A 19089-nucleotide genomic window follows, 5' to 3' on the forward strand; every position below is an offset into this window, starting at 1 on the left:
GTTCAACAAACGGTCGTTTTTGACACCCCTTGCACGCAAAAAAACCCGCCCCCGTGCTACACAGCACAGGGGCGGGTTATCGCTGTTTAGTGTCCGGCAGGTGGTAACCTGCCGGTGGACCTTACCTTACCACTGAATGCGGAGGCCTGCAGAGGCCGAGAAAGTATCGCTGTCAGAACTGTCGAAAGACTGAGCGTAGGAGACTTCACCGTAAAGGGTCTTGCTCTCATCCCAAGCCATGGAGCCACCAACCCCGATCTCACCCCAAGTTTGGCTAGCGTCGGACGTGAGGGTTGCTCCAGCAACATCAACCGAATTGGAGGCGTCGAAGTCATGTATGATGTTGGCGATAGCATACAGCTTCTGGCTGTTGCCACCTGCCGTCAGGCTATCAGCCTCATAGGCCAAACCAAGACGACCAACGAAGCGGTCATTGGATCCGAGATCCACTGCGTTGCCTGCACTGTCGGTGAAGTTTCCAGCATCAACCTGACCCCAAACGAGCTGAGCTTGCGGGATCCATGTTCCAGTCTCGCTCACCTTAAACCTATGGCCGACTTCAGCACTTAGCGCATAAGCTGTGGAGTCTTCATCTGTGGCCAGCGATCCACCGGTCGAGGAGGACAGATCACTGCTGATCCAGTTGACCTGGCCTTGAGCATCAAAATAGGTGCCGTTGTTGCCATACCAAGTCGCGGTTAGGCCTAAGCCGTAGCCTTCGGAGTCGATATCACCAAAGCCAAGTGCGTTCGCCACAGAGGCGTTAGAGCTGCCATATTGACCTGTAACACCCAGAACCCAATGGCCTGCCTCGCCTTCTTCAACATTGAAGTCGATACCGGCTTGCAGACCCCAGGTATCGATAGAGCTGGTTGTGCCTGTATCAGCCTCAAGGTTTGTGCTGTTGCCTTGCAGTCTGACCCATGATCCTGATGGTTGGGCATCTCCAGTGGTTGCATCACCTAAAGCCCACTGACGTTGGCCGACACGCTGTTCCAGTGTCGACATATGGTTAAAGCCACCGAGAATAGCCGGAAGCGCCTCATAGACCGCCCCCGTGCCATTCACACCTTGTGATCGCAAAACAAAGGCACCGGGTTCATATTCAAGGTCATAGTCAAGCGCGCCAACTGCCAGAGGACCGCCCGCCAAGACAAAGTCGCTGGCAGCAGATGTGCCGGCGACAGTGATGATCGGGATGTCGTTCCCTGTCGCCACGCCAGTCGTAACGTCTGAGACACCGAGCTGCGTCGTGCCAGTGGCATTGCCTTCGATAACAAGCTTGTCAAACGTATCGGATGCAAAGTCGGCATCCACCAAAAGTGTACCTGTGCCGGTGTAGTCGCCGGAAACCGTGATCACATCGCCAACCGCGTCGTCTTGCGTTGTGATGATGCCATTGTTCACAACTGATCCACTCACAGAGTAGATACCAGCACCAGCACCAGTGCCATCAAAGGTCCCACCAGCAGATGTTGCGAGATTGCCCGTCAGCGCCAGAGCTGTACCAGCATTAAAAACACCCGCGTTGGTCAGGACAAGACCAGTGCCCGCATCATCGCCAACAGTCAGATCACCATCGGTGATATCCAAGGAGCCGCCGTCAACGGTTATGTTCTCCCAGTTGGTTAAAAATGTACCGGTCTGGCTCAAAGTCTGGCCCTGCAGGGTCAGAGCATCAATGTAGGTATCCGCTACCGCGGTGTCATCACCGCCATCTAGGAGTGTAACACCCGTGATGTCAGCTCCGGTCGCGATAACCAATGTATCAGAGCCGTCGCCAAGAGAAACCGTGCCTGCAACCGATGCGCCTGCATTTACAACCGTGGTGCTGTCCCCAACATTGTTGAGAATACCCAAGCCCGCGGCTGAGCCTACGGCCGCGCCTGCATTGAGCGTAAGGACCGTATTGGCCCCCGCAATCGTGCTGGTGTTGATGCCGTAACCAGTGCCGCCGTTAACCGCTTTGTTGACAGTGATGCTGATATCGCCGCTGCCTGCATTGGTTGCCAGGATACCGTTGTCTCCGCCTGTAATGATGCCATCACGCGCAATGGTGATATCAGCAGTCGCCGCGCCGCCAGTAATATTGGTTTCGATACCATTGCCAATAAGACCGGTCACATTGCCGATCCCGCCAATGCCAATCGAGCCAAGAGCGCTGTTAGCTACAATGCCGGGATCTCCAGTGATTGTTCCGTTGACGTCAATGTTAACCGCGCCTTGCGCCTCTACATCAATGCCGTCGTCACCCACATCGTCGCCGCCGGCGATGTTGCCATTCCCAGTAATAGTTACCAGGCCGCTTGAGGCCGAACGTACATTGATACCGTCGCCGCCTGCCGTGATGTCGTTGCCAATGGTAATCGTGGTCGTGCCGATGTTGTCTACATCTGCATTAAGATTCTCAGTCGTAATGCCGTGTGCTTCCGCACCTGTAGTCAAAATTGTGCCCATCCCAACAGTAGAGACCTCGATGTTACCCAAGCCCGAATGCTTTACAAGGATGGCATGGCTGCCATCCCCTGTGGTCTTGACTTCCCCCGCTGTCAGTACTGCTGTCGCAGTTGCCATCGAGGTCACGTTCTTAATCTCGGAAAACAACCCGTGAGAGCCGGTTCTTGTTGTGATCACGGTGCCGCCGTCCATTTGCACTAAGGCTGCGCCGAGGCCATTGTTAAGCGCATAGAGACCATAGGAACCCTCTCCAGCGGTCACTATCTCGCCAGTCATCAAGGTTGCCCTTGCCACCGCCGTGCTGTCTGCGTTGGATATCAGGGAAAGTAGCCCATGGGAATCTTTGCCACTTGTGGAGATAGAGCCAGCATCCATCCGTGTCGTCACATTACCAAAGCCTATTGTTTCGGCACCCACACCCGAAGAAGTCTGACCTGCCGTAGCAATATCACCGTCGATAAGTGTGGCGGTCGCATCGGCCAAATTTCCTGAATTGGTTATATTAGAATAGAGACCGTCAGAATATAATCCGGTTGTACTAATAATGCCATTAGACATCTCCGAAGTTGCCGAACCAAGGCCCTCGTTGTATGCGTAAATGGCCCCGCTGGCGTAGCCAGTCGTTTCAATTGAACCGCCATTCATTATGGCGGATACATTTCCGTAGTTTGATAAATTTTCGATTTGGGCAAGAATGCCGTAAGCAAAATCTCCAGTAGATTGAAAGCTCCCTGCGGCTTCAGACATACTTGCATACGCATCGCCAGCAGGGCCAAAATTTGAGGCCCAAATCCCCCTGCCACTTTTCCCAGTTGTGGAAATTGAGGAAAATCGTTCCCCTACAACGACAATATCACCGGTATTCTGTCCCGTGGAATAAACTCGGATACCATTCCCAGAAAGCGTGGCATCAGCATCATTTAGAGTTAATGTTAAACTATCTTGATTCTGATAAATAATACCCGTTGGGTAATTTGGATAGGTACCGCTAGCTGCATAGTGTCCGTCGTCAGGGTTTTTGGCACCAAAGGCGGCCTAGACTAAGAGAGAGTTCGGCTCATCTGGTTGGTTGCATTATGCGGCGTGTTGTCTGTGATGCAAGCGTCGCGTTTCGAGCGTCTTACGTTTGATCCTTTCCCGTTGCTGTAGAATGGCTTTGTCGCGTCCGAAGTATACGTCGGCGGGTGTAACGTTGTTCAGGCTCTCGTGGTAACGCTGGTGATTGTAGTGGTCTACGAAGGCTTCGATCTGAGCCTCAAGATCGCCGGGTAGGAAGTAGTTTTCCAGCAGGATGCGGTTCTTCAAGGTCTGATGCCACCGCTCGATCTTGCCCTGCGTTTGAGGATGATAGGGCGCGCCACGGCTGTGCTTCATATCCTTGTCTTTCAACCATTCCGCCAGCTCCCCCGAGACGTAGCTGGAGCCGTTATCACTCAGCAGGCGAGGTTTGTGGACGACATGAACTTGGTCACATCCCGACGCTGCCAAAGCCAAGTCCAATGTGTCCGTCACGTCTTGGGTTCTCATGTTGGTGCAAAGTTTCCACGAGATTATATATCGGCTGTAGTCATCGAGGATCGTGCTGAGATAAAACCAGCCCCATCCGATGATCTTCAGATATGTGAAGTCCGTCTGCCACAACTGATTGATGCCCGTGGTTTTGTCTTTGAACTCGCTCGCCGCCTTTATAACGATAAACGCTGGGCTGGTGATCAGATCGTGCGCCTTCAAAATCCGATACGTCGAAGCCTCTGATACGAAATAGCTTTCTCGATCCGTGAACGTCACGGCCAGTTCACGTGGCGACAACTCGGTTTCTTTCAGCGCCAACTTCACGACCTTGCGCCGCACCTCGTCAGGAATGCGGTTCCAGACGTGTTTGGGCTTCGGCGATTGATCCTGCAGTCCAACTTCGCCACGCCGCAAATATCGATCATACCAACGGTAGAATGTGGTGCGGGGAATGCCCAGCTTTGCCAACGTGAGCCGTGCTGACAGGTGGCTTTCCTCGACCAGCCGGATGATCTCCAGTTTCTCAGATGCAGGATATCTCATTCGTGGTTGCCCCCATCGCCCAGCATGCTTTTTTTAAGCAAACGGAGTTCCAGTGTTTGTTCCGCCACAACTTCCTTGAGATCACGGGCCTCACGGCGCAGATCCTTCACCTCGTCAGTGTTCGCCGCACGTGCCGTATCGCCCGCAAGGCGCCGCTTTCCGGCTTCCATGAAGTCCTTGGACCATTTGTAGTAAATGCCCTGAGAGATACCCTCACGGCGGCACAGCTCTGCAATGCTGTCTTCACCACGCAGACCATCCAGAACGATCCTGATCTTCTCTTCGGATGAGTAATGCTTGCGCGTGGCGCGTTTGATGTCTTTGACGATCTTCTCGCCAGGGCTCGTCGTTGTTTGTCTCATCTTCCACTCCTCAGTGGTGACGATGAGCCAGAAACACTCTCTTATCAAATAACGCTATTTGGTCCCATAGGCGCTGACGTCAGACAGCTGCATAGTTCGCAGGCCCGCAAATAATAGCTGTAGGCCCAGCACCGTTTGGGCCACATTCATTTTCGGCAATAGCGGTACCTACAGATAGGCCGGTGAATACAGTTGCTATGCCCACAACGTTAGCAATTGAAGCAACATTCCCCTTCCATTTTGTTAAACGGCCCCCACGTAACGTACGGATTTTAGTAAACGGACTTACTTTATCGAGAGATTGTTGGTTCATAGCGGGATATTTAACTTTCTATTTCTGATCTAAAACTCATTAATTAATTACTTATCAATATCGACTCGCGCTGACCAGATTCATTCTAAAATTCAGTGTTTTAGGATTGTCGGTCATGCGGCGATCTGACTTGGTTCGGGTGATTCATCACGATATTTCTGAGTAAATACGGTCAGATCTTATGCTGAGGATGTTTCTCGCTGGTGTTGGGGTGTCATGGGATTACACGTGGAAGGATCACAACGACCAAGAGCACCCCGTGCAGGTCAGCCCCTGTTGTGAGAAAAAGGAATGGGAGGAAGAAGCCAGGCGCTTTGTTCAACAAACGCTCGTTTTTGCCTCTTTCGTGACAGCATACATCCATGCATCACGCAATCTGGGCTTACTGTCGACATTAGATCGTTTGCGGCATTTGTGGCTTTGACCTCACATTGAACGGCTGCTTTCTCCAAATCGCCCAAAGGCCCGCGCACTTGCAGCGAAAGACCGCTTCCCGCCCCTTCCACCTTACCGTTCCCAATCCATACCCTTAATTCTCGGATCAAGATCAAAACCATCGCGGCCAAATTCCACCCCTAGACGAGGATAGTCTCTAATAGCTTGCGCCCCGGAAGAATTAATGCGGATACGCCAATTTTGCCGGCTCACAGGGGCGGAATCCCGAAATGCGCCACAGGTCAGCACGGCCAGATTAGCACCTCCTGCAGGATCCCGAACGGATTGAAAACGAATGATTTCAACTCCAACTTCACGTGCAGTGTCAGCCAGATCCTGGCAGGCTACGTAATCTAATGGGTCTGTCCATATCTCGCGACTATCGTCAAGCGCGCCAGCCGTTAAATCCAGCGCGGATGCTGTTCCCACACCGACTGAAAACGCCGTGTAATCAGCTGGGTGGTCCGGGAAAGGCGTGTCCGGACTTTCTGCGTAAAACAGAAAACGATAGAACACCATTTCGGCCACCGCCGTTTCCGGCTGCTCGGCACCGTACCAAACCCCAGGCGTCAGGCCAGGCTTGCGAAAACGAGATCCATAGGGGTACGGGCGATACCGAAAGGGCGTGCTAAGAAGGTAATCAAGGTGCTGGCAGTCCACAGGAACAGGCGGCTTGGTCTCCTCCAGAATATCCTCAAGCAAGGTTTGCTCTTCAAGGTTATCGACGAGACTTAGGGTTGAAACCACGTGCTGTGCTTCAACCAAACGCCATGCAGGTACTTGTAAGTGGCTTAGCTCAGATCGGAGCGCGTCTTGCGTCCAAGTATGTAACGACATCTGCAAGTCCCTGTACTGAAATCATTCTATCTATTGGACGCCCATTCAAGGCGGTATTCTGTGACGTCATCCACAGCTTAATGGCACGCTCGTCTCCACCCACGATCGCATCAAGGGATCGGAACACACGCACTAGCAAAGCGGACAGCTCAAAGGGCTTACTGGCCTCTGATAAAGCGGCCTCACCATTCTTCATGCGTGAAATTTGTGCTGCAGACAGGCCGATCACGTCAGACAACTGCTTTCCCGACATCCCAAGTCGGTCAGCGGCGCGCATCATTGCTTTGGTCAGCACAACGCCTCGGGTCAGCGCAACCTCATTTGATTGTAGGTTTTTCATCTTTCTCTCCATTTCCTGAAGGAATAATACAGGAAAATTATTCCATATGAAAGAAATTTCTGTAAACGAGTCGCGCGATGCGAATACAGGATGCTTTGACGTTGCATGGCTCCCAAGGGCGGCAACCTTACAAAGGTAGATATCTGCGTCGTAAAAGGCTGCTTTTGCCTTTGTGAGAAGATGCCTTCGCGTCTGCAGCGAAGGTCCGCAATCGCCTTTGCTGCTTTTCGCTGCGTTAGCATCCGTGTTCAAGCGGCCGTTGGCTTCGAAGGGGCCTCGGCCCCTTTTTTTATTTTTGTCTTAAACGAGCTACGCGCTCAGAGGCCCGATTGATCTGCGCCGCTCGATGTTCAACACCAGCACGAAGATTTCCATTTAAGTTGGCAGCGGAGACAGCCGACGCGGCGTTTCTTATCCCACCACCAAGAGCGTTCCCTGCGCGACTGGATCGACTTGCACCATCAACGACCTCACGGCCTCTCGCGCCACCCACAAGCCCACTTGTCGCAGCGCCAACTGACCTACCGCTAGATCGTGTAGTCCCACCAAGTTTGCTACTTAGAACGGCTGTAACAGCACCTAAGGCAAAGTCGCCTGTTACCAATGTGACGATGAGTGGACTGAGAACAACAAGGAAACTTGCCAACACAAGAACCGTCAAAATCGGCGCCACTTGACCAATTGTGGTGATGTTGTCCGGGTCAATACTTGAGATTGTTGCATTACCCATACCGAGTATTGTTGCGAATATCCCAATGAGAATGAGTGGAAACATCAACACTTTTATGACTCCAGTTAGCCATGTGTCAAAATACCCCTTCGTTTGGTTAGTCAGTGTCGCCAAGATTGCAAACGGCGCAATGCCGATAAGCACCGCAAGAACGACTCGTGAAGCAACCATCGCCAAGGTGGCAAGCGCGCCAAAAATAGAGATAGCAAGAAACATCAAGGCATTGATCATGCCCCCCAAAATGTTCAATCGACCTGCCGTCACATTTGCGTAGGTGCCGATAGTTTCGGAAAGATTGTCCAGCTCTTGCGGAAAACTTGCTGTCGTTTGGCCATTGCCGATCCCGCCCGCCAGTAAGGCGTGACCAATCGCTTCGAAGCCGGTTTCAACAGCGTTGAAAACAGCGTTGAAATCCGTCCAACTTTTCATAAAGAGAGCGACGAGGGCGAGCTTGAAGATCAACCATATCGAAGTGCCTGCTTCCATAGGGCGAAACTGCAGAGACATGTTGATAAGGACTAAAACGACCATCAGCGCTGACAGGATTTGAGCGGTGCCGCCAAGTTGGGAGGCGACTGCTTCGAACTGGCTTTGGCCCAATGAATCGAGCAATAACATTGTTCTGGTGTAGGTGGCCTCGATGAAACCCATTATCTTACTCCACGTTTTTGCAAAGCCTGGAAACCTCAGTAACCAATGGACTGCTATATTCCGCCAAGTTATTTCGTGCCGTCTCGAATTGGGATCGGGTGCCTGCGTTCCAAACGTACTGAGAGTCACGGCTGACACCGTTCCAGATTTCTTCTAAATCAGCGCGAAACGCGTCCCAATCGGGATACAACATATCGCAGTTGCAGGTCTGCGCGCCCGTGACCATCATCGCCCGTTGTGAGCTGCGAAACTTATTCGCAAGATCTAAACGCCACTCGAAACCGAGTGGCTGTACCATCATCCATGCAGGACGGCCGGGATGATTTAAGCACCGATTGCGGTTGCTAATTTCCGGATCGACATACCCGCTATCGGAAACGGCGGCGACGTTCGCATCCGGTAAGGCGCTCACTGAACTTTGATTGTCCGCAGTTGCTTTTTGAGCGCCAACACTCAATCCGACAACCAAGAATATCTTCGCGGCATGATTAAGCTTCATCGACAATCTCCTGAGGTGCATCATAGCGACTGGGCAAAAACACTTCTAAGACACCACGCTTTCCGTTGCGTTTTTCCACATGAACTATGACGTCGATTGAGCGGATCACATAAGCTATCATGTCTTCGTAGGTCATTTTTCCATCAGCTTCTAATGCGGTTTGAGCCATCCTCTCCACGGCTAATTCTGCCGTCTCTGCATGGATAGTTGTGATCGACCCACCATGACCTGTGTTGATTGCTTTTAGGAATGTGTACGCATCTGATCCTGTGACTTCCGAAAGAATAATCCTGTCTGGACGCATCCGCAGTGAAGATTGAAGCAACGCGTCCGGGCTGCGAATTGGATCAAGGCGATTTGATACCATCATAACCTTGTTTGGCTGGCGTGGCATCAAATCGGGAATGTCCTCGATGGTCAGGATGCGTTCTTTTTGATCGACTTGAGCGACTAACCATCGCGCGATCGACGTCTTGCCTGAACTGGTGCCGCCGCTAACGACGAGATTTAGTTTTTCGGTAACACACATTTTGAGCGCATCTGTCAGGTTGCCTTCTGCCAAACCCCAGACTTTATTGGTCAGCTCGCGCCGCGCGACACTCGCGCTTTCTGGACCATCGCCAAGGTATGCCGGCTCAAACATTTCGGTATCCGCTTGGAAAAACCTCATCGCCAAGGCATCGCCCCCGCGCACGACAGGGTGTTGAACCATCTGAGCGCGAATGAGCCAGTCGCGATAGTTGATCGACACACTGCCAACAGGGTTTTTCTCGGAAAGCCGAATATTGCCTTCCGCAGCGATTTGCATGCCTGCGTCCCGGACGTCTTCAGGGCTAAGTCTTATCTGCGAAAGCTGCATTGATGGATCGCCACGGTTTTCAAACCAAACCTGCCCATCCGGATTTACGCAAATTTCGACAAGATCGTTTTTCAACAGGGCGCGTAGCTGACCAAAAGCTTTATCAACGTAGGTTTCATCCATTAGAAGATTTCCAAATCTCGATCAACGATGATTGTGACCGACGTCCCTTGACGGACATAAATGGTGGGAGGGAGGGTTAGGTACTGACCAATGGCGCTATCAGTAGCTTCGCTGAAATCGTCACCTATGTCCTCGACTGCACGAGCAACCGCCACATTGTCTTGCTGGTTTGCAATAATGGCGGGGGTCGCACCAATAATGGAAATGGCCGCCGCGCCTGCGAACCGCGTTCCAAACCGGGTATCCACAGCTCCACCAGTACCGCTACGACCGAGCCTGTCAGCGCCATAGGAGGCGATGCTGATAGAGCGGTTGCTAGGTGTTAAGATGCGTGTCCAAACGATCAGGATACGTTTCTGCCCAAGCGCGATACCGCTACTATATTCTCCAAACACTTTTGATCCGGCTGGAATCAAGATGGCAGAACCGTCCATACTGTGAACGTCTTCTGACACAACACCGCGGATCGGACCGGGCAGGGTGCTATCCACCGCTGTTTCGAGAGACGCCTGTATGATCGTTCCTTGCGGTACGGTCGCATGGGGTGCACTTATTTGTAATGCGCGCGAAACCGCGACAGGGCCTACACTGCGCTGCACAAAGGATTGGTTGCCGCTGAGGTCCCGACCTTCTGCCGCTCCTGCTTCTGATGCACCAGAGTTGTTGACCGCAATCATGCTCGACTCTGCCCGTGTTCTTTCGTCAGCAGCACGTTCAGCACGTAATTCTTCAAGCCGTTGTCGATCCTCGGCCTCCCGGGCCAACCTTTCTTGTTCTAAACGCATTCGATCTTGCTCCAAAGGATCAACTGCGCGCGCTTCACGAAGTTGAAGCTGGAAATTTTCTGCTTGCGCGAGCAACGCTTGCTGCGACCGGGTTTGCTCTGCCGCAATATCCCTTTGGCTGTCCGACAAATCTATCCGCAGAGCAGATACCGCACCTTGCAACTGTTCCATTGTGTCGCGAGCGCGATCCTGATCATTTTCTGCTGTGCTGCGCAGGGCGGCAATATCGGCTGCAAACTTGTCACGTTCACGTTCGAGTTCTTCTCTTAGCGCACGTTGCTGTTCCGTTTCGTCTTCACGCGCCGCCGCCAGCGACCTCGCCGCTGCAAGGTCCGCTTCCAGATCAGCCAAGCGCGCCAGAGTGGCGCTATCTGTCTGTGTCGTAAAAACGGGTCGATCAACGAACACAGGATCGGGAGGGGAGGGCATCGCAAGACTATCGCTTGCACCTCTGTCTTCCGGATACTCTTGCGTATCACTCGAGGGGATAGCCACGGTCTGCTCCGAAGGCTGCGAAACCGCATCGACAATCGCATACCCGCCAAACCCAATAACGAGGGCCGCAACAGCTGCTCCCGCAACTTTTGCAACAGCACCGCGATTGCCTGACTGAGTGACACGGTTTTCGATTTCTGCCATCCGGGTGGCAAGGTCACTTTCAACATCCGGCTTTTTACCGTTTTCATTCGTCATTCGAACACCTCCGCAATACAAATTTCCTGTTCACCAAGGCGCAACGCCCACTGCTGGGACGTACCACTCACGCGCACAACCCGACCCTGCGTGACTTGCGAGTTGACGCTCCGTTCAAGACCATTTGTGACCTTGAAAACCGCAGGGATCGGGGCGTTTTCACGGAACTGAAAATAGGTGAACGCGCCGTCGTCCCAAATTGAAATAGGCGTGATTTCACTCTGCGCACTTACGCCGTAGTTTGCATTTTGCGCTGTTCGAACTGGCTGCGTTCCCGCGCTCTGAGTGGCGCGCGCAGGATAGCTAAAGCGAACGACATAAAACGGGTTCGAGCTTTCCTGCAATGTGAAGTAGTAGCTTCGCCTGTCCGTGTAGACCGTTACGTTGGTCTGGACACCCCGTGCTGTCGGTTTGATTGCGAAGACACGATCACCTGGAATCGACTGAAACTGAAAAGACGCAGTATCGCCAGCGACGATTGAAACAATCCTTTCGCCTTGCTCAAACTCGATCGTCGTTGCGCGCGTCATTGTGGTATTGATCGCATAAACTTGACCATCAACATGACGTGTCACACGTACGCGGCTATCATGTGATCCACGCGGCGGCGTCGCCTCAGCAAAAGCCGATGTGCCGATACAAAAGAGCAATACAACACTCAAAATTCGCTTACGCATCACTCTCTCCGATCCTGATAAAGCTGATACTCTGTGACAGTAAAACCAAGTGGATTTCTCCAAACCGCTTCCAGCGTTGGTTGCTCTGACGTTTCGAATTGAAACCCGATCACAGCGGTAAAATTACCGAACGTCGCACCATCTGGGTTCGTCAGGCGTTTACGCATCCTGACCTGCACACGGTCTTCATCGAGCAATGTGATACCCGTCACGGCCACATCGACTTGTGTTCTGTCGCCATACCGGGTGGGTAGGTAGTCATCACTGCCCGAGTCCCAAAGAGAGATTAGCCCGCGACGGGCGTTGCCTTCGGTACGGGCCAATGATCGATTGATCCGAATGTCGTTGTCGATCTGATTGTAGTTTTCACGGTCGATAACATATTGGTAGATAAGCGACTGAACGACCGCGGTTCGCTCGCTCAAGGTGACTGATTGGACACTTGCGTTTGGCACGGCCATACCGGTTTCGGGATCAAAAGGGACTACGATTGGCGCGAGGGGCTTATGCCATACCATCACCGCCGCTGAGGCGCACACTGCAACAACCGTTGCAAATGTCATGCCTGCGAAAGCTATCTTCCATAGCTTTTCACGCTGCATGGCACCGTAAATAACTTCCGTTTCGAGAATGGTTTGTGGAATTTGTGACATTATTCAAAATCCGGCTGTGAGAAGTCTGTGAATTTTTCAATGTCCGCCAATGTCGCAGCGTCGAGAACGCCGTTCATCCCTACGTTCATTGTCTGGACGGATTCCAGCTGCCACATCGCAGCCATAGCAATGGCCAGTTCCGCAGTGACACGGGTGTTGTGATCAACGGACGCCTTCAAGGAGTCCAAATTTTGTATTTCACCAACCATAACACCGACACGCTCAACCGATTGTGCCGCTTCGACATAGGCGACTTCGGCAGCAGCCGATGTAGCAGCACCAGTTGCAGTAGCCGTTGCGTTGCGTTCAGCTTCGGGCACGCCGGAATTGGCCATTGCCGTGATCTGGGTTTGCGACGTGCCACCACCTTCAAGAGCCGTCGCAATACGGTCCTTGAACGCACCTGCGCCTTCACCTTGTAAACCACTCCAATCACCCCGCGCGCCCGACATAAGAGTGCCGACCATATCAAGGTCAAACTCACCTTCGAGGATTCCGTCAAGGTCACCACCAAGTGCAAGTTCGAGAACAGCAGTAGGATCGCTAAGAAGGTCTTCTATTTCTTGCAACTGACTCAGTTGCTGTTCCAGCAACCCAATCTGCTCGATCAATTTTGCGATTTGGTCTTCTTGCAAGCCCATATCAACCAAAAGCTGTTGGAAGGTTTGAAGCTGTTGAAGAAGGTTGCGGCTGTCAATAACCGGCACGCCTTGCGCGTAAGTTGACGTAGGCGCTAGAGCGACCACTGCACTCACCGAGACGCTGGTAACTGGCGCCAACGCAAAGATCGAAGCGGTCGCGAGGGATTTTAAGAAATGCGGATTTTTCAAGTCGGTCTCCAATCAAAGGTCCGGTTGTGTGAAATCAAGAAAGGCCAACGGCCCCCTTTGCCGCGCCAGTTGAGCCGCGTTTTGTGCATATTCAGCTTGAGTGCGAGCCGCTTCGGTTTCGATCCGAGCACTGAGGATTAAAATGAGTTCTGCCCTCATCATCGTGTTGAGGTCATAGGCCTCTTTTGGATCGGTCGTATTTCTGATTTGCACGACGAGATTGCGAACGCGGATCAGCGCCATTTGCGCGTTGTTCATCGCGTATTCGGCAAAATGCAGTGATCCGGACGACAAGAGACTCGCGCCAGAAGCAGCATAAAGGGCGGGATCAATCGTACCCTGCGCCTCGACACCCCCGATGGTCAGTAAATAGCTGTTATATTTTGCGGGGATCACCTGCACGTAGTGCTGCGTTTCTGCAAATGGAGGTACGCCGCCATATTCGTGGATGCGACCTGGCCCCGCATTGTAAGCACCCAACGCGAAGATGATATTGCCATCAAACGTGTGGAGCTGGGTTGCCAAATACCGCGCACCACCAACAATTTGTAGATAGGGGTCGTTATAGTATTCTGGGTAGATCCCCAAATCCTGAGCTGTGCCCGGAATGATTTGCGTCAGGCCATAGGCCGCCGCTGGGGAACGTGCGCCGACTTTGAAGCGGCTTTCTTGCCAAATCAAAGCTTGCATTAGACAACGCCATTGAAGCGGTGAGAGGCCAGCCGCCGCTACGCCGGGAAGGCCATAGGTATCTTGCGCCCCACGAATGATCAGGTCTTCGATGTTTTCACGCGCATCACCAAAGACAAAGCGGCCCGCAGGGTTCGCTAACGGTCCATAGACCTCTTGAACGCCGCCCATGTCAGCGTCTCCACCCATGAAAGTAGTCTGGTAGGTGGACACTGAACTAAAGGCCGTGATCATCCGATCCAGACTGGCAATCTGTTGGTTTTCAAACGCGCGGATTTCTGCACGGTTTGTTGCTTTTTCGACCTGTGTATCTTCGTCCGTTTCCAGATGCAGATACCCGTGCAGCCGCTCTGCAAGGGTCTGCCCGTCGATAACCGGCACACCCTGCGCAAAGGCAGTTGATTCCAAAAGACCAACGACCAGCGCCGCGCCAGCTATGCGCTTTGAGACCCTTAATTGATCAGCCACCACACAACTCCTTACGGATTGCGTTCTCTTCCGGCGTGGCGTGGCGAGGGGAAGGGGCCTCAACAGCCATGAAGCTAAACACCGCAGGCTGACCGGGCAAACGTGCAAAATCGCACGAACCACTCGCAGAACCGTCGCTGTTGAAGCACGCGCATTTAGCCTCGCGCTGGTCCATCGTTGTGCAACCCGCGATGCTCAAAAGGCCAACTGTGATAATTGCATATTTGATCATGTCGCTCTTCTCCAAAAATCTGGCGTTTCTCTAAAATCTTGGCCGGCGATTGACAGTCCTGCCGATCCGCCGCCCAAAAGATGAAGATGATCACCAAGGGCGGACATATCGCCGTTCAGCACCACCGAGTTTTCATCGTCACGAAGCAGAAAGTTTCTGCCTGACGCACGAGACGTAACGATATCCAGCTCCGCCGGATTTAGACGCAGAGCGTCGTAGTCTTCGTAAGAAGACTTGCCATCGGGAAAGAGGATTTGAGTTGGAAAAAAGGAGAACACTCTCTCTCCGACCTTAGAGCGCGAGAGCTGAGACGCATTTTGCGTCAGCATCACCACAACTGCATTTTGCTTTCGTAGCGTCGCTAACCAGCCCTCGATAACCTTAGCAAAGTAAGGATTGTCGATGGCCTTCCATGCTTCATCGATTAAGACGATGGTGCGCTTTCGATCACGCATTTTCCGTTCGATCCGGCGGAAAATATAACTCAGAACCGCTGTGCGTTCACGATCGGATTGAGCGTCAAGGATTTGGGTCAGATCAAACCCGACGACATCTCCATCGAGAGAAAATGTGTCCTCTACTGTTTCACCAAAGACCCATCCAAAACGGCCTCCTTTCGCCCATTCGGAGACGCGGGTTTGAACAAGCCCTTCATCATCGGTAGACGCAAATTGCTTCGCAAAGGTGTCCCACCTGCGTAGCGATGGCGCAGCGGAGGCGTTGCGCCGCACATTTTCCAAAATTGAGCGCGTCTGCAATGGCGACAGTTCGTCGTTGGGAGACAAGATATTTGCCAACCAATCTGTCAACCAGGCGGTACCTTCGTCGTCAGTTTCAACCCACAATGGGTTGAGACCCGTCGGCATGCCGCTTTCGATAGTGGAGTATGAGCCGCCCATCGCGCGCGTAGCAATTTCAAGTCCGCGTCGATAATCGAAAACAAAAATGCGAGTGTCCGCACGCCGCGCTTGCGCCAATAGGAACGCAGCCAAAACGCTTTTTCCGGACCCTGTTTCGCCAAGTACAAGCGTGTGACCCGCTGGCGGTTCCCCGTCACCAGTACCGCGCCTATGGAAATTGAAACGGTATGATGATCCATGCGCTGTTGGAAATACCGCGATGGGTGTTTTCCAGGGCACCTCGTCACCCGTTTTACCAAGCGGCGTTCTATGCAAGGACGCATAATCAGCAAAATGGACGTTCGTAATGACGTTCCGCCGTGCCCTATGCGCAATATTGCCGGGAAATTGTGCAAAGTAATGGGCGCGCTTCACAAAGTTATCTTTGATCAGAATTGCGCCAACATTAGTCGCGACGCCTGCGAGTTCAGACATGACATCGCGTACCCGTGTTTCACTGGGGTCAATAATTGAAATCGTCAGTTGGTGTTTGCCAAGCGAAAGCTCTTGAACGAGCACACCCTCTTGCAAAGCGCCCATAGCTTCCCTTGCATTTGCCCGACGGTCCGCAGTGGAAGACATGATCCGTTGTTTTCGCTCGATCAGGTCTGCCGCCTCGTTATTCCCCATTGGAGAAAAACTTTGCGAAATCACATAGTCACAAGGCAGGGCAAAATCATCGAAGATCGTCACCCAAGATTGCGACGGATAGGATTTTAAAGCGAGGATTTGACCATACCGATCACCAAACGGGCCGTCCGACAACTCAAACCCGTCTGTGGTGAACGTAACGCGATCCGATAGCACATCATCGGCCACGACCGTCAAGGCACCGCTGGGATAAATGGGGCGTTCGTTTGCGGTCTGCACTGACCCCAAGAAGCCCAAAAGGTCGCCAGTCGATGCCTTGAGAAGACGTGTTGCGTCGCCGCCAATCGCAGTCCGCATGAAGCGGCAAACTTCTTCGAGAAGGTCCAAATCCCTCGCATCGCCAGACCCTTCGATAAGGTTGCTCGCACGCCGGAATAAGCCAGCGGTTTTTTTGAGACGACCCGTTCGCACAATCGAAATCGTCAATCTCGTATCGCGTAGCTCACCTTCGGCCAAACCTTCCCGCCACCGCTGGTCCACAGCAGCCGCGAAATCGTTATTTTTGAGAGGTTCAAGATTTTCCGTAAGATCGACTTTGCGGCTGATCTTGTGTGTATAGACCGTGAAGTTTTGCCCCATCTGAGCGATGACACCCGCAAAGGCGTTCTTCATGCCGTCCAGATCGCTATCGGACGTCGTGGCGGCGTTCAGGCCATCAACACGGATACACGACATAAACGAGTTGTCACGAAGACGAACTGTGTGATCGTTCACCAGCGTCACATAGGGAACGTGCATAAAACCGTTTTTCAACACGTTCCGCTGAGCAACGATGCTCGCTGCGACGGCTGTAAGATCAAGCGCCATAGCTATCACCCCCAAACATTTTTCGCGTCCGCGTTCCCGGGACGACCCGCGCTCCAGTAAGCAAAACCTCTACGATTTTTTCGTCTTTTTCCGCGGCCCAACGACACAGGCCGTACACAAGCGCACACCAAACAACCGTGAAGACACTCACTGACCAAATGAGCGGAATAACGGTCCCCCCATAAAGGGTAACGCAAAGCCATACGGGAGGCCGAACAGCTTGGAGGATTGCGTTAGCGCAATATAAAAGGGGGTCCGTTCTTGCATTTTAGGTGGTGCCCCAAATTGACTGGATCACTGTTGGGATCACGCCGATGATCACGATGATCATCAGGAGCGTGAAAACACGCGCCCAATCAATGAAGTTGAACGCGCCGCCCAAGAGGACAAACACGGCTACAATTGTCATGACGGTACGACCTGTTACGCCTGTCAAAGCATCCAGGATTGAATCAAGTAATGAGTGACCGCACTCAGGTCGATAGCTTGTGCAAGTGCAGGTTGTGACCACAGTAGGGTCGCGACCGCTGCCATTGCGATGGTTTTTCTGTCCATTGGATGGGTCTCCTAGTTTCCCAAAGTTGCGTTAAAAACAGCCATCACTTTTTGTACGTGACCCTGTGTTTCTCGATACGGTGGGATACCCCCGTGTCGATCGACTGCATCCGGTCCCGCGTTGTACGCGGCAAGTGCGAGTTCGCTGGAACCAAATTGGCGAAGCATCGCTAAGAGGTAGCGTGCTGATCCGTCGAGATTTGCGTGCATGTTGTGGGGATCGACGCCTAGATCACGCGCCGTACCCGGCATGAGTTGACCCAGACCGATTGCGCCCACATGCGAACGCGCGTTCGGGTTGAACGCACTCTCAATTTGAATATTTGAACGAAAAAGCGTGACCCACTGCGTTGCCGTCAATCCGCCATTTGCTACGGCGCGATCACCTGCGTACCGAAAACCGATTGTGTGAATGGCATCAAGGATTTCGGCGCGGGGTGTAATCACGCGGGGCGGGGGCGCGACACTTCTTGTCGCAACCGATGCATTGAGGACTGGGACAACGGGTCGTGGTCCAAAGACCACCAATGCGCTACCCTGATCGTAAGAGGTAAAGGCGCCATCCGATATGATCAACACCTCAGCTTGGACTGGTGCTGCAAGGGATAGAGCAACCACATTTGCGACAAGCGACAGGGCAATTTTTAGCGCTCGTCTTTCTCGCATAAGAACTGTTATTTTAAAAACTTGCTTCATAGGCTTCCCCCCATGAAAAAATTTCGAGCTGGTTTTGATGGGTCACGCGTCCAAACGCCTACGTCTCCGTCGCGCAGTGGAAACACTGGCAGGCGAATATCCAGCGTCAGAGCCAGAGCCGTCAGACCAGTAATCGTTGTGATTTTCTTTGCTTCGAGAGTGCGCCAGACGACGACCCGCGATCTATGAACATCGGTCCCGTTCACCGGCGTCGCCAGACTAAACGTCCACTCGCCGCACATTACTGATCCAGACTTTGAAGCTGCTTTGGAACATTCGACTTCCAACCAGCTCACATCATTCAGCTCTTTGTTTACGGTCGCCAAAACCAGTAATGCAGACTTATTTATCATAATCCGTCCGTTTGTTAATTGAGTGAGCGCAAGAGTCAGCAGAGGGTTGCCGCGAGCGGCAATATTGTTGATAACTCTTTATCGGGGGTAATAATTAGTTTGTATGTTAAAACATACCTTACGCCAACATAAAGCCACTTACAACCCGCAAGCCGCTAAATTCCTACCGCGCCGAAAGGCAACGTAAGTATCTTTAAAATATGGGGATTGTCTTAGATGAGGGGAAAATGGAGCAGCGCGAGTCTCAAATACATGACGCCACGCATCCCTGTTCTGGGAGCTTTTCTCGTCGCAGTTGGCACACTAACCGGGTCAGGGATGAATGCGGAGGGCGAGACGAATACAATGTTCTGCGTTCCACCACTCTTGCCGGTCGTACCCGAAAATACGGCACTCCAAATAGAGTTTCGCGACATTCTATCTGCGGAGTTCAGCAACT

18 protein-coding genes are annotated in these 19089 nt (G+C 52.6%); all 18 read right to left on the reverse strand.

Annotation, left to right across the window (positions count from 1 at the left end; translation table 11 throughout):
- Positions 1–126 precede the first annotated feature (126 nt).
- Entirely contained in the window at positions 127–3204 is a 3078-nt protein-coding gene (locus tag ACXLHR_RS16370; RefSeq protein WP_458789520.1) for an autotransporter family protein, read from the reverse strand.
- Between the two features lie 327 nt (positions 3205–3531).
- A protein-coding gene (locus ACXLHR_RS16375; protein WP_458790740.1) for an IS3 family transposase occupies positions 3532–4874 on the reverse strand; the annotation gives its coding sequence in 2 pieces (ribosomal slippage) (positions 3532–4547 and positions 4547–4874; 1344 coding nt in all).
- A gap of 820 nt (positions 4875–5694) precedes the next feature.
- A complete protein-coding gene (locus ACXLHR_RS16380) occupies positions 5695–6459 on the reverse strand; it encodes an RES family NAD+ phosphorylase (RefSeq protein WP_458792574.1) in 765 nt (254 codons plus the stop codon).
- Positions 6419–7051, reverse strand: coding sequence for an antitoxin Xre/MbcA/ParS toxin-binding domain-containing protein (locus tag ACXLHR_RS16385; protein ID WP_458792575.1), 633 nt, complete (start codon positions 7049–7051; stop codon positions 6419–6421). The genes ACXLHR_RS16380 and ACXLHR_RS16385 overlap by 41 nt, the downstream gene beginning before the upstream one ends.
- 37 nt (positions 7052–7088) lie before the next feature.
- A complete protein-coding gene (locus ACXLHR_RS16390; protein ID WP_458792694.1) occupies positions 7089–8180 on the reverse strand; it encodes a TrbL/VirB6 family protein in 1092 nt (363 codons plus the stop codon).
- A 4-nt stretch (positions 8181–8184) separates the two neighbouring features.
- On the reverse strand, positions 8185–8679 hold the full coding sequence (locus tag ACXLHR_RS16395) for a hypothetical protein (RefSeq protein WP_458792576.1): 495 nt from the start codon (positions 8677–8679) through the stop codon (positions 8185–8187).
- Positions 8669–9661: an ATPase, T2SS/T4P/T4SS family gene (locus ACXLHR_RS16400; protein WP_458792577.1), complete on the reverse strand. Its 993-nt coding sequence runs from the start codon at positions 9659–9661 to the stop codon at positions 8669–8671. The genes ACXLHR_RS16395 and ACXLHR_RS16400 overlap by 11 nt, the downstream gene beginning before the upstream one ends.
- On the reverse strand, positions 9661–11139 hold the full coding sequence (locus tag ACXLHR_RS16405) for a TraB/TrbI/VirB10 family type IV secretion system protein (protein ID WP_458792578.1): 1479 nt from the start codon (positions 11137–11139) through the stop codon (positions 9661–9663). The genes ACXLHR_RS16400 and ACXLHR_RS16405 overlap by 1 nt, the downstream gene beginning before the upstream one ends.
- Complete coding sequence (locus ACXLHR_RS16410; RefSeq protein WP_458792579.1) at positions 11136–11816, reverse strand: TrbG/VirB9 family P-type conjugative transfer protein; 681 nt, start codon at positions 11814–11816, stop codon at positions 11136–11138. Before ACXLHR_RS16410 ends, ACXLHR_RS16405 begins: the two co-directional genes overlap by 4 nt.
- Positions 11816–12469, reverse strand: coding sequence for a VirB8/TrbF family protein (locus tag ACXLHR_RS16415; RefSeq protein WP_458792580.1), 654 nt, complete (start codon positions 12467–12469; stop codon positions 11816–11818). Before ACXLHR_RS16415 ends, ACXLHR_RS16410 begins: the two co-directional genes overlap by 1 nt.
- Entirely contained in the window at positions 12469–13299 is an 831-nt protein-coding gene (locus tag ACXLHR_RS16420) for a type IV secretion system protein (protein ID WP_458792581.1), read from the reverse strand. The genes ACXLHR_RS16415 and ACXLHR_RS16420 overlap by 1 nt, the downstream gene beginning before the upstream one ends.
- Before the next feature lie 12 nt (positions 13300–13311).
- Entirely contained in the window at positions 13312–14457 is a 1146-nt protein-coding gene (locus ACXLHR_RS16425; RefSeq protein WP_458792582.1) for a lytic transglycosylase domain-containing protein, read from the reverse strand.
- Entirely contained in the window at positions 14450–14689 is a 240-nt protein-coding gene (locus tag ACXLHR_RS16430; protein WP_458792583.1) for a hypothetical protein, read from the reverse strand. The genes ACXLHR_RS16425 and ACXLHR_RS16430 overlap by 8 nt, the downstream gene beginning before the upstream one ends.
- Positions 14686–17046 (reverse strand): VirB4 family type IV secretion/conjugal transfer ATPase, encoded by a 2361-nt coding sequence (locus ACXLHR_RS16435; protein WP_458792584.1) that lies wholly within the window; start codon positions 17044–17046, stop codon positions 14686–14688. Before ACXLHR_RS16435 ends, ACXLHR_RS16430 begins: the two co-directional genes overlap by 4 nt.
- Entirely contained in the window at positions 17036–17275 is a 240-nt protein-coding gene (locus tag ACXLHR_RS16440; RefSeq protein ID WP_458792695.1) for a VirB3 family type IV secretion system protein, read from the reverse strand. The genes ACXLHR_RS16435 and ACXLHR_RS16440 overlap by 11 nt, the downstream gene beginning before the upstream one ends.
- Before the next feature lie 39 nt (positions 17276–17314).
- On the reverse strand, positions 17315–17455 hold the full coding sequence (locus tag ACXLHR_RS16445) for a hypothetical protein (RefSeq protein ID WP_458792585.1): 141 nt from the start codon (positions 17453–17455) through the stop codon (positions 17315–17317).
- 158 nt (positions 17456–17613) lie between these two features.
- Positions 17614–18267 carry a lytic transglycosylase domain-containing protein gene (locus tag ACXLHR_RS16450; protein ID WP_458792586.1) on the reverse strand — a complete coding sequence of 218 codons (654 nt, stop codon included), beginning with the start codon at positions 18265–18267 and terminating at the stop codon, positions 17614–17616.
- Positions 18268–18293: 26 nt separating this feature from the next.
- On the reverse strand, positions 18294–18650 hold the full coding sequence (locus tag ACXLHR_RS16455; protein WP_458792587.1) for a hypothetical protein: 357 nt from the start codon (positions 18648–18650) through the stop codon (positions 18294–18296).
- Between the last annotated feature and the right edge of the window lie 439 nt (positions 18651–19089).

The organism is Yoonia sp. MH D7, from assembly GCF_054439475.1.